Here is an 11495-nt window from a genome sequence, read left to right as displayed (position 1 = left end):
CTGCTGCTTGCTGCTGCTTGCTGCTGCTTGCTGCTGCTTGCTGCTGCTTGCTGCTGCTTGCTGCTGCTTGCTTGCTGATTGCTTGCTGCCTGCCAACTGTTCGTCAAACGCGCTGCTGTATCGCTCGTTCCCCGTTCCCGTTGTTTTTGTCTGCGGCTTCTTTCTCCTGGTTTTGAACCTGCTTTGCCCGGACTCACTCCGTCACGTCGGAACGCACGGGCGTGCCCGGATTGCGCGGCGCGCCGAGTGCGCCGTCCGCAGCGATCACGCGCTCGATATCGTCGAGCGAAGCCGGCTTCACGAGGTGATGATCGAAGCCCGCATCATGCGTGCGCTGCCGGTCGCTGTCCTGTCCGTAGCCCGTCAGCGCGATCAGCAATGCGTTCGCCGACGCGGGCTCGGCGCGCAACGCGCGCGCGACGTGATAGCCGTCGATGCCCGGCAAGCCGATGTCGAGCAGCACCACTTCCGGCCTGAACTCCGGCGCGGCCGCGATCGCCGCTGCGCCGTCGTACAGCACGCGAACTTCGTGCCCGAGCATTTCGAGCAGGATCGACATCGACTCCGCGCCATCGACGCTGTCGTCGACCACCATCACGCGCCGCTTCGCACCAGGTACGCGCGCGGAAGACTCCTCACCTTCGTCGGGCGTCTCGCCGCATGCGGGCGCGCCCTGGTCCGACTGCTGCGCGACGGGCAGCGTGACGACGAACTCCGAGCCCATGCCCGCGCCCGCCGAAAACGCTTCGATCGTGCCGCCGTGCAGTTCGCTGAGCGTCTTCGCGAGCGACAGTCCGATGCCCAGCCCGCCTTCCGAGCGCGCGAGCGAATCTTCGGACTGCATGAACAGATTGAACACGTCGGCGAGTTCGTTCGGCGGGATGCCGATGCCGTTGTCGCGCACGCGAATCGCGATGCCGCCGTCCGTCCCGCTCACGTCGAGTTCGATCTCGCCGCCCTCCGGCGTGTACTTCGCCGCATTCGACAGAAGATTGCTGATGACCTGCGCGACGCGAATGGAGTCGCCGCGAATCATGCAAGGCTCGTCGGGCAGGCTGACGCGCAGCGTGTGATGCTTTCTGTCGATGAACGGCTGGTTCGTCTCCACCGCCGTCGCGACGGCCGCCGCGATGTCGACGCATTCCAGTTGCAGCGAAATCTTGCCGTGCGTGATACGCGACACGTCGAGCAGATCGTCGACGAGCCGGCTCAGATGCTCGACCTGCCGACGCGCGATCATGCGCGCATCGCGCAACGCGGCGTCGTTGGCGTTATGGCGCGGGTCCATCAGCTCGACGGCATTGCGGATCGGCGCGAGCGGGTTGCGCAATTCGTGCGCGAGCGTCGCGAGAAACTGGTCCTTGCGGCGATCCGCGTCGCGCAGCGCTTCCTCCGCGCGATGCAGGCGCAACAGCGCGCGCACGTTGGCGACGAGTTCGGCGGGCTCGATCGGCTCGGTCAGATAGCTGTCCGCGCCGCCGTCGAGCGCGCGAACCTTGTCGAACGACTGCACGGCGGCCGCCGACGTTTGCAGGATGAGTGTGGAGCGTGTCAGCGGATCGCGCTTGAGGATCGAGCACACTTCGATGCCGCTGATGTCGGGCAGCTTCACGTCGAGCAGCACGAGCGCGGGCTTGTGCGCGCGCACCTGATCGAGCGCGCCATAGCCCGACGCCGCCTCGATCACCTCGAAACCGGCATGCACGAGCACGCGCGTTTTCGCATAGCGCGCGCCGTCGTTGTCGTCGACGTTGAGAATGAGGGGAGCGACAACCGTCATGACGCGCCTCCGTGCGCGATGGCCGCGCCGCCTGTCATGCGACCCGTGGCGCCACCTGTCGCGCCGTCCGCACCCGATGCCGCGACGGCTTCCGCCTTCACCGGCAACGTCGCGTAGAAGGTCGAGCCGACACCCGGCGCGCTGTCGACACCCGTATAGCCGCCGAGCAGCGCGGCGAGCTTGCGGCACAGCGGCAAGCCGAGGCCCGTGCCCTTGACGCGCTGCTGCAGATGGTTCTGCACCTGGCCGAACTCTTCGAAGATCACTTGCTGATGCTCCTCAGCGATACCAATGCCTGTATCGGACACAAAAAACGTCACCTGTTCGCCGCCCGGCTCCAGCCGCGCGCCCACGCGAATCTCCCCGCCCTCGGTAAATTTGAGTGCGTTGGAGACGAAATTACGCAGTATCTGCGTGAGCTTGGCTTCGTCGTTGAAGATGGGAGGCAAACCGTATGTGTCCTCGAAGATCAGCTTCACGGCCGGGTTGATCAGCAGCGGCGTGAGCATTGCGCGCAGCGCCGCGAAGAGTCCCGAAGCCTTGAACCAGATCGGCGTCACATCGGTTCGGCCCGCTTCGATCTTGGCCAGATCGAGCAGATCATTGACGAGTTCGGACAAATCCTCGGCCGATTTGCGGATGAGTAGCACTTGGCGTTCCTGCTCCTCCGAAAGGTCGCCATCGAGCCGGTTCAGCAGCAGATTCGACAGCGCGCGGATCGAGCTGAGCGGCGTGCGCAACTCGTGGCTCATGTTGGACAGGAAGCGCGATTTCATCGTGTCGGCGCGGCGCAGTTCGTCCGCGCGCTCGTCGAGCTCCGCGTACAGCGCGACCACGCCGCGGTTCGTCGCTTCGAGCTCCTGCGTGAGACGCACGAGTTCGTCCTGGCGGTCGCGCAGTTCCGTGAGCGTCGACAGCAGTTCGCGGTTCTGTTCGTGCACTTCGTCGATCGAACGGCGCACGTCGGTGTCGCTGTCTTGCAGTGCGTTCTGCTGGACGAGGGCGCGCATGATCGCGTCGACGTCGGTCACGGCCACTTCCTGCCGGTCGTTCGGCAGGTAGCGCGCCATCGAAACCGTCGTGCCGCGCTGCGCCGACGATTCGATCGCGCAGCGGTCCATCAGCCGACGGCTGCCGGCGATGCCGAGGCCCATGCCCGTCGGCGACCGGTACGTGCCGTCGAGCACCGATTCGAGGTCGCGGATGCCCGGCCCCTTGTCTCGCACGTCGATCTGAAACGCCTGTGGCTTCGCCGCGCCGTCGAAGGCGAACGATACTTCGCCGCCGTGCGCGTATTCGAATGCGTTGCGCGCAATCTCCGATACCGCGCTTGCGATGCGTGTCTGGTCGAGCGGCGAGAAGCCGAGGCCAGCAGCAATCGAGCGCGCCTTGCGGCGCGCTGCGACGACGTCTTCCTCGGTGTCTAGCCGGATCCGCAGTATGGGGGTCGTCATGCCTGAAATTTACTCCTGTCGACCGGAGTTAGTGCTTTAGCTGTCGGCTGGAGTTGGTACTTTAGCTGTCGGCTGGAGTTGGTGCTTCAGCTGTCGGCTGGAGTTGGTGCTTCAGCTGTCGGCTGGAGTTGGTGCTTCAGCACTTACTCCAGCCCCATGCAGAGCTCTTACTCCAGCCCCATGCAGAGCTCTTACTCCAGCCCCATGCAGAGCTCTTACTCCAGCCCCATGCAAAGCTCTTACTCTGATCCCATGCAAAGCTGTCGACCGGAGTGAGTGCTTCGGCACTTACTCCAGCCCAATGCAGAGCACTTGCTCCGGTCCCATGCCTCAATCTGGTCCCATGCAAGTCGATTGCTGATCCGCCTTGACGACGACCACCGTCGCGTCGTCGCGGCGGCGCGAAAAATCGCGGTACAGCACGGCGGCGATCATCACCGCCGGCTGCAGATGCAAGCCCGGATAAGCAGCGAGATCCCAGCGAGTGCCGATGCCGTCCGAATGCAGGATCAGCAGCGCGTTGCGTGTCCACGGTACTTCGAATTCCTGCGAATCGCGCATCGTATGACCGACGATGCCGTTGCGCGACGTGAGCTGCCAGCTGTCGCGCGCGCCGCTCGTCGAAGCGTCCGTGCCGCGCCCCGACGCGTTCGTGCCGAGTCCCGCTCCGCCGCTGACGGACGCAGGCCGCGCGACATTGAAGATCGACGCGGCGACGTTGCCCGTGCCGGCAAACGCGAGCTGCGCGCGCGCAAGATCGAGCCGCGCGATGGCGACGGCCGCGCCGCGCGTCGGACGCAGCGCGCTGTGCGCGAGCTGCATCAGCGTGGCGGGCGAGCGGCCCGCGCGCCGGCGCACGACGTCGATCGCGCTCGCCGCCGCCACATGCGCATCGGGACCGTGACCGAGACCATCGGCGACGGTGATCGTGACGCCATGTTGATCGGCATCGACGCCCCACGCATCGCCGCATACGGATTCGCCCGGGTAAGGCACGCAGATGCCGCCGATGTCCGTGCCCGATGCCGGGCGACCCGCGCGAGCGTTCGCGCCGCGGCTGCGCACGACGGCGCGCAGCACGGTGCCGAGACGCGGCTGCGAGTACACGCACAATTCGTCCGACAGACGATTGATCGCGCCGAGTCCCGTGCCGGGCGAACCTGCCGTCGAGCGTCCGTCGTGAAAGGCGTGGCGCACGTCATGCATGCCCGGGCCCTTGTCGACGGCGATGATCTCGACGCCGTCGGCGAACGTGCCCGTCGCATCCGCAGGCAGCGCGCGCACGAGCAGTTCGCCGTGCTGCGCATGCTTGAGAATGTTGGTCGCCGCTTCCGTCACGATCAGCGCGACGCGGCCCATATCGGTGTCGTCGAACGCGCCTTTCTGCGCCGCATCATTGGCGCCGCGGCGCGCGAACGCGACGCTGCTCGCGTCGGCGATTTCGAACGACGTGTGCATCCCGCGCAGACCGCTTAGCGAAGTTTCCATTTAGTGATCGACACTATCGTGCCTTTGCCTGGTTCCGACTGAATCTCGAACTCGTCGCACAGACGGCGCGCGCCGCCGAGTCCGAGACCGAGGCCCGATCCGCTCGTGAAGCCGTCTTGCATCGCGCGATCGACATCCGCGATGCCCGCGCCTTTGTCGACGAACGTGAGCCTGAGCCCTTTGCGCATGCCGTTGACGAGCACGTTCAACGTCGCGTCGCCGCCTCCGCCATGCAATAGCGTGTTGCGTGCCAGTTCGCTCGCGGCCGTGACGAACTTCGTCTGGTCGACGAGCGAGAAGCCTTGCGCGATTGCCTGGTCGCGCACGAGCTGGCGGAGCTTGACGATCTCCTGATCCGAGCGCAGGCCGACTTCGAGAGTCGACGCCACCACTACGCCGAATGAGTTCATGTGAGCGCCCTGATTGATCAGCGCTGTCGCTGCTGAAGCAGCGCCATGCCTCGTTCGACGTTGAGCGCCGTGCGCACGCCGCTTAGCGTGAGCCCGAGTTCGACCAGCGTGATCGCCACGGAAGGCTGCATGCCGACGACGACCGTCTGCGCATCGAGCACGGTCGCCATCGCAGCCGTGTTGCTGATCATGCGGCCGATGAACGAATCGACGATGTCGAGCGCCGAGATGTCGATCAGCACGCCCTTCGCCCTGTCCTTCACGATACGCGCCGTCAGGTCGTCCTGAAGCGCGATCGCGAGACGGTCGTGCATGTCGACCTGAATCGCGACGATCAGGCAATCGCCCATCCGCAGGATTGGAATGCGGTCCATGTCGCGACCTTAGCTGGCGGTGCGCGTCGAGATGCTCGACCCGCTCTTTTGCAGCGCAACGACGAACGCGTCCGCAAGCGTCGACTTCGTGATCACGTTCGTCAGATCGACGCCGAGATGCACGATGGTCTGCGCGATCTGCGGACGAATGCCGCTGATGATGCAGTCCGCGCCCATCAGACGCGCGGCCGCCACCGTCTTGAGCAGATGTTGCGCGACGAGCGTATCGACGGTGGGCACGCCCGTGATGTCGATGATCGCAATCGCCGCGCCCGTTTCGACGATCTTCTGCAACAGGCTCTCCATCACCACCTGGGTGCGCGCCGAGTCGAGCGTGCCGATGAGCGGCAACGCGAGAATGCCTTCCCAGAGTTGGACGACTGGCGTCGACAGTTCGAGCAGTTCTTCCTGCTGACGCGAGATGATCGCTTCGCGGCTGCGCTGGAACACTTCCGTCGTGTAAAGGCCGAGTGTGTCGAGCAACATGTTCACGGTCCAGCTCACGTCGGCGAGCTCTCCCGGTCGCGCGTCGAACTCGACACGCAGGCGCGAATAGAGCGGCTGCTTCAGCGAGAACACGAACGTCGCCGTTTCAGCGGGCGTGAAGCCCTGGCGCGCGCGATGCGCGGACATGTCGGCGAGAAACGCGCGCACGGGTTCCCATTCGGGACGGCTCGCGTCGAGCGTCTCGGCATTCGCGAGCGTATCGGAGAAGACGTTCAGGAAGTTGCGGAACTGCTCGTTCATCTCCGCATCGGTCGTCAGGCCACGGCGGAGCGCGATCGATAGATGCTGATTCAACCAGTCGGCGAGCAGCGTATCGCGATGACGCGTCAGCATCTCGACGAGGGCTGCCGTTTTCGATGCGTTCATAAGGTCTCCGGGAACCAGTGCGAGTAAATATTGCTGATTTATTTGCGTGCAAACTGTTCGTGCGCATCCGATTTCCGCAAACATTACCGGATAGGGAGTGAATGACGACAGTTAGCGGCGTCTTGTTGCATGATCGACCAATACTACAGGCGCGCCATGCAACCGACGACACAAATGAGGGCGGAAATGTGCGATGCGTGACAGGCGATTCAGCCTCACTTCACGCTGCATTGATGTGATGCAAGGCAACCGGCGAGATCAGGGCTCGCTGCACGCGAAGTTGTTGGCGTTGTTCAGATTGCCCTTGCCCAGATAGCGCGGAAACATCGGATAGCGGCACAGCGGACGCGAGCGTCCGTTGGTCGCAGCGGCGATATCGGTGGCGAGCAGCGTCTCCGGTGCGATGCCGCGCGTGACCCAGTTGTCGAGCGCGCCGAGCAGATCGACGGAAGGAATGAACACGCCGCTGCCGTGCTGGAAGCCCGGCACCATGTACAGGCGCATGAATGCATTCACGCGCTCGTCGCCATACTGATCGACGAGCCGGTCGTAGTAAGCGATGGTCTGGCTCGGGCTGATGACTTCATCGGCGAGGCCCTGCATCGTGATCAGCTTGCCGCCCTTTTCGATGAAGCGGCTCACGTCCGGATTCATCGCGCCGATCGTCTGCGACAGCGCGACGACCTGCTTCTGATACTTGCCGGGATGCAGCACGTCGAATTTCATCGAATCGAATGTGGCGTCCTGTGCGACGAAATAGCGGATATAGCCGTCGCCTTGCGTGAACAGATAGCCGTTGCTGCTGAACGTCGGCGACGTCTGGCGCGCGGCGTCGCGGCCGAGTCCGAGCACGCCCGTGAAGCGCGTGCCCTGAAAGACGTTGTAGCCGCGATAGCCGCTCACGTCGTAGGCGAGCTTGTACGGCAAGCTCAGTCCGTCGCGCAGGACGAGCAGCGTCGACAGTTGCGCGTCGCTGAGACAGCCGCCTTCTTGCGCGTATGACGTGCCGCGGTGGCAGCGCAGCGCATCGACGATTTCCGCTTCATGTCTGCGGCACTCGACGACATCGCTGACGATGCCATCCGACGCGCCGTCGAGCTTGTCGCAAACTTCGAGCGACTTCTGATACACGCGATCGAGCAGCGCGGGCGGAACGTAGCCGCCGGGCGTCGCGTATTCGGCCTGGCCGACGCGCACGCCGATCAGCCTCACGCCCGAGAAGTTGAGTGCGGGCGAATCGGCGATCACGCCGTCGTAGTCGTCGGGGAAGCGCTGCATCACCGTGTAGCCTTCGCGCCCGCCCGTCGAGCCGCCCGCGAAGTACATGCGCCCCGGCGGATGGCCGTACATGCGCACGATCACGGCGAGCGCCGCGTCGTGCGTCTTCTTCAGATGCGCGTAGCCGAAGTTTACGACGGCTTCGTCGACGAGACCGAACACCGCGAGCGCCGAATTTCCGACGTGTCCCGAGTCGTCGCCGAAAGTCACATAGCCTTGCGCGAGCGGCGCGCGCACCGGCGAGAACGGCATCACGCCGATACCCGTTACGACGAAGCCGTTATAGCCGCCGCCGCCCACCTGCAATGCGCGGCCGTTCCAGTTCTTCGGGAGATTCACATCGAAGCGGATGTCGGGTGTCGTCCCTTTGATCGCACGAATGACGCCCGTGATCCGGCAGAAGTCGCCTGCGCTATTGCCCGACGTCTGCGCGGAAATCATCGTTGCCGTTTCGATGTGCGCACCGTGCGTGGGCAATGCGATCGAGTCGGTGTCTATCCAGACGTCGCCGAGGTCCGTGCAGCGCGTCGCGAATGGCGGTTGATTCTGTTTCTGCGCCGGGTTCTGGCCCGCTGGCGATGCGTTCGTTGCGATGGCGGCCGCCAACGCCGATTGCGCGCTGTAGACCATCGCGTAAAGGATGGCCGCGCGTGCGAGCCCGAGCGCCGCACGCGGCCATGCGATGCCGCGCTTCATCGGCAGTCGGCTCCGTGGACGGCCGCGCGCGTCTGCGTCGGCCCCATCCATTCGTTCCAGATGCGCGCGAGCAGCAGCACGGCGATGATCGCGACGAGATCGCCCGCGAGCGCGGCAAGCCCGTGACTCAGGCCGTGGATGTTGTGCGGCGTCGCCGTATCGACGACAAGCGAAATCAGCGTGCCGCCGACGAAACAGACGAGGCCCGTCCGGCCGACCTTGATGACGGCGGGCATCCGGCGCGCGAGTGTCGCGATGTGGCCCGTGCGGACGAGCACAGCGGCGACCCAGGCAATGGCGAGAAAATTGATCACGCGTTCGATCGACAGGTTCTGTTTCAGATGGCCGGGCAGCGGCTGCGTCAGGACGAAAAGCCTGACGATGGCGAAGGCTAGCACGGCTGCGATGGCTAGAGCGGTGAGCCACCGGCCGGCTTTCGACAGCTGGAAGCGGTCGGACACCGGCTGCACACGGCACAGGATACCGATGACGAACATCAGTTGCCAGGCAAAGGGATTGAAGGACCAGTTGCTGACGTCGTCGATCGCGAAGAACTTCGCCAGTGGAATGGCGAGCGCCCACATCGCGAGGCTCAGCGTCAGCGCCGATACGGCCGATTTTCGCGCGAGCGGCACGATGAAAGGGACCGTGATCGCGAAGAGCACGTACATCGGCAGGACGCTGGACAGATAGGGCTGGCGTCTGAGAGTGGCGATGTTGACGGCCTCTCTGATCGGCGCCGATGAGAAAGATGGCCAGTCTGTCAGGTCGACCATCGGGCGATTCAGGTGCAAGAACTGAAGAATCGCGCCTGATAACAGCGTCAGTAGCGCTGTCAGCAGATAGGCCCGGTAGATTTCCCAGCAGCGCTTATAGAAGCGGTTTTGGGCGGATTTTTGGCCCTTTTTGGCCAGCACGGCATTGTAGGCTGCTGCGGATGCATAGCCTCCGAGGCAGACGAAGACTTCGGCTGAATCGCATAAGGCGTAGGCGTGCAGCATCAGATGCTGCAGGACGCCGCCTGGAATGTGGTCCAGCACGATCACGATCAGCACGATTCCTCGGAAGAAATCCACTTCGATTGAGCGTGTGGTGCGGGTTTGCATTCGAGGCTCGATTGGGGGGGGGGGGTGCTCGTGGTCAGGGTTGGTGGCGCGGCGGGGCCGTTGGGCTGTTGGGGCGTTGCTCATGAGAGCTTTTGTGACTTCATGAGGTTGGATGCCGCGCGCGTCGGGTTTACGTGCTGTAGGAACTGCTTTGATTCAGAACGTTCCCGGGTTTACCCGTTGTTGTGAGAATGAATTGCGGTGGGAAGGGAGTTGAAATGTTGGGGGTGTACGCGTGTTTCCGGGCGTGTTTGGTGTGACGTCTGGTGCCAGAGTTCGTGCGTCGGAATGCGAACTGATCTGTCGATTAGTATGAGTGCCGTCGTTTATGCGGCCAAGGCACGGGTCCTACACTGAAGCGGCCAACTGACCGGAGGACCGAGGCGCGATAGAAACGCAAGCCCGACGGAATTAGGGGGTATGTCAAGTCATTCTTGGCGTCACGGTTGGACGACGCGGATAAGACCGCTCGGCGCGGAGGCCTCAAACTAATCCGTCGACTGCCCATCTGGCTCGGACATCCGGAATAGACCCTCAGTCCTCCGTCTCTGGAACGTCCCAATCCGCCGGGCGCGCCTCGCCGGTCTGGTAGAACTGCTTCACGAGCTTTACATACTGCAGAAAATCCCGGTTCTCGGTCGCCAGCCGGTTGGCCATATCCCAATCGATCTCATCTCTTTCGCGAGCCGGAATCAAAACCTGACTTTCTGCCGGGTTATCGGCATCCAACTTGATTAGGCCAATGCCGTGCGCTGCGAACAGCATCCGCAGTTCCTTCAGCGTGTCCTGTCCCTCGATCTCCGCCGCGACCAGGTAGCCGAAGTTCGCCCACGACGAGTTGGACACCGCTTGGAAGAAGCATTCACGAACGTTCGACCGGTTGATCAGCAACTTGGCCTCGAACGACCACAGCTTGGTGCGCTTGTCCGAGTACTGGTCCACGCAGTCCCGCACCTCTTGGTGCCACTCCGCGCCCAGGTCTTTCATTCCGACCACGTCCGGATACAACCAGCGGTTGCCGTTCGGCCCGCGCTTGTTCGATGAGCGCTTCTCGTCGATCCGCTTCGAATGAACCCCAAACTCGTCCCACAGATACTGCGAGAGCAGCGGATACAGTGCGTGCTCGCCGAGCCTTGTTTCACTGGCATCCGCTGTTGGTACGACAACCACGCCTTCCGCGGCTGCCACTTCGGCGACGTCGGACATCGTCGAGTAGTAGTACTTGCGTGGCCGCCCCTCGGTTGTTTTGAGGCTGGGGTCGCGCTTTTGCAAATCAGGACGTCGACTACCAATTTCTGCGACCAGCTGTTGCACCAGGTCAGCATTTGTTTTGATGTAGCCGCCCCGGCTGTTGGCTTTTTTCTCCTGACATTCGGCAGGATAGGTTTCAAAAATCCACTCGGCGATTTGCCGCGCAGTCAGCTTCTCGTCGACACGCTCTTTTAGGCAGTCCAGTACAGCGTTTGCCAAACTCAATGCCATATCAATCTCCTGCCGACTTGACTTGCCGATACACCGCCCGCATCAAATGGCTAGCGACGACATTCCTAAAAGTTTCGTCGTTCATCAGACGTACGAATATTTCTTCGTTGCCGTCCATGCGCTCAACGAACAGGTTTTCGAGCTGCTTGTTGAACACCGGCTCGAAGTTTTCCATGCTGTTACCAGCGGTGGGGTCGTACACACTGCGGTAGATGCCTTTCTCGTAGATGCCATCTTCGCCGGTGAATACCAGTTGCACCATCAGACGGATGACTTCACGCGGGGTGAAGTGATCCCTAGCCTCTTCGTTGGATTGCTCGTTGAACTTTCGCACCAGTTCCTCGAACAGGTAACCCATCTGCAAATTGCTGATGACCTTGGGTGAGAGGTTGATATCTGGCGAGCAGAACTCTTTAATGATCAGGTATGAGGTTGACCCGGTTCGACGGACAGATTTGCAGTCAGCAATTTGATGTGATCTGGCCTCCGTTAAGCGTTGAGTCGCGGGTTGTCCACGGGCGGGCGGCGGGTCGCCCCTCACGACCATGACGCTG

At 62.9% G+C, this 11495-nt stretch carries 10 protein-coding genes; all 10 read right to left on the bottom strand.

What is annotated here, in order from left to right:
• Window positions 1-193: 193 nt before the first annotated feature.
• Window positions 194-1780, bottom strand: coding sequence for a response regulator (locus tag VSR68_RS25165; RefSeq protein ID WP_342942436.1), 1587 nt, complete (start codon window positions 1778-1780; stop codon window positions 194-196).
• The gene (locus tag VSR68_RS25160; RefSeq protein WP_342942435.1) at window positions 1777-3234 is read right to left on the bottom strand and encodes an ATP-binding protein; all 1458 of its coding nucleotides are present in this window, start codon (window positions 3232-3234) and stop codon (window positions 1777-1779) included. Before VSR68_RS25160 ends, VSR68_RS25165 begins: the two co-directional genes overlap by 4 nt.
• A gap of 330 nt (window positions 3235-3564) precedes the next feature.
• Window positions 3565-4722 carry an ATP-binding protein gene (locus VSR68_RS25155; protein ID WP_342942434.1) on the bottom strand — a complete coding sequence of 386 codons (1158 nt, stop codon included), beginning with the start codon at window positions 4720-4722 and terminating at the stop codon, window positions 3565-3567.
• Window positions 4707-5132, bottom strand: a complete 426-nt coding sequence (locus VSR68_RS25150) for an anti-sigma regulatory factor (RefSeq protein WP_342942433.1) — start codon at window positions 5130-5132, stop codon at window positions 4707-4709. The genes VSR68_RS25155 and VSR68_RS25150 overlap by 16 nt, the downstream gene beginning before the upstream one ends.
• A 17-nt stretch (window positions 5133-5149) precedes the next feature.
• Window positions 5150-5506, bottom strand: a complete 357-nt coding sequence (locus VSR68_RS25145; RefSeq protein ID WP_342942432.1) for an STAS domain-containing protein — start codon at window positions 5504-5506, stop codon at window positions 5150-5152.
• Window positions 5507-5515: 9 nt separating this feature from the next.
• Window positions 5516-6379 carry an STAS domain-containing protein gene (locus tag VSR68_RS25140; RefSeq protein WP_342942431.1) on the bottom strand — a complete coding sequence of 288 codons (864 nt, stop codon included), beginning with the start codon at window positions 6377-6379 and terminating at the stop codon, window positions 5516-5518.
• A 258-nt stretch (window positions 6380-6637) separates the two neighbouring features.
• The gene (locus tag VSR68_RS25135; protein WP_342942430.1) at window positions 6638-8353 is read right to left on the bottom strand and encodes a tannase/feruloyl esterase family alpha/beta hydrolase; all 1716 of its coding nucleotides are present in this window, start codon (window positions 8351-8353) and stop codon (window positions 6638-6640) included.
• Window positions 8350-9459 carry an OpgC domain-containing protein gene (locus VSR68_RS25130; RefSeq protein ID WP_342942605.1) on the bottom strand — a complete coding sequence of 370 codons (1110 nt, stop codon included), beginning with the start codon at window positions 9457-9459 and terminating at the stop codon, window positions 8350-8352. Before VSR68_RS25130 ends, VSR68_RS25135 begins: the two co-directional genes overlap by 4 nt.
• 534 nt (window positions 9460-9993) lie before the next feature.
• Entirely contained in the window at window positions 9994-10941 is a 948-nt protein-coding gene (locus VSR68_RS25125) for a COG2958 family protein (RefSeq protein ID WP_342942429.1), read from the bottom strand.
• A 1-nt stretch (window position 10942) separates the two neighbouring features.
• On the bottom strand, window positions 10943-11495 hold a 553-nt coding region (locus VSR68_RS25120), incomplete at its 5' end, for an N-6 DNA methylase (RefSeq protein WP_342942428.1).

The organism is Paraburkholderia phymatum (assembly GCF_038900715.1).
Classification (GTDB): Bacteria; Pseudomonadota; Gammaproteobacteria; order Burkholderiales; family Burkholderiaceae; genus Paraburkholderia; species Paraburkholderia phymatum_A.
The sequence above is the reverse complement of the archived record's forward strand: the minus strand, read 5'-3'. Positions and strand labels throughout refer to the sequence as shown.

Excerpts from the sequence above, each read along its gene's own strand:
- VSR68_RS25165 (WP_342942436.1), bottom strand. The coding sequence starts at position 1,780 with ATGACGGTTGTCGCTCCCCTCATTCTCAACGTCGACGACAACGACGGC.
- VSR68_RS25160 (WP_342942435.1), bottom strand. The coding sequence starts at position 3,234 with ATGACGACCCCCATACTGCGGATCCGGCTAGACACCGAGGAAGACGTC.
- VSR68_RS25155 (WP_342942434.1), bottom strand. The coding sequence starts at position 4,722 with ATGGAAACTTCGCTAAGCGGTCTGCGCGGGATGCACACGTCGTTCGAA.
- VSR68_RS25150 (WP_342942433.1), bottom strand. The coding sequence starts at position 5,132 with ATGAACTCATTCGGCGTAGTGGTGGCGTCGACTCTCGAAGTCGGCCTG.
- VSR68_RS25145 (WP_342942432.1), bottom strand. The coding sequence starts at position 5,506 with ATGGACCGCATTCCAATCCTGCGGATGGGCGATTGCCTGATCGTCGCG.
- VSR68_RS25140 (WP_342942431.1), bottom strand. The coding sequence starts at position 6,379 with ATGAACGCATCGAAAACGGCAGCCCTCGTCGAGATGCTGACGCGTCAT.
- VSR68_RS25135 (WP_342942430.1), bottom strand. The coding sequence starts at position 8,353 with ATGAAGCGCGGCATCGCATGGCCGCGTGCGGCGCTCGGGCTCGCACGC.
- VSR68_RS25130 (WP_342942605.1), bottom strand. The coding sequence starts at position 9,459 with ATGCAAACCCGCACCACACGCTCAATCGAAGTGGATTTCTTCCGAGGA.
- VSR68_RS25125 (WP_342942429.1), bottom strand. The coding sequence starts at position 10,941 with ATGGCATTGAGTTTGGCAAACGCTGTACTGGACTGCCTAAAAGAGCGT.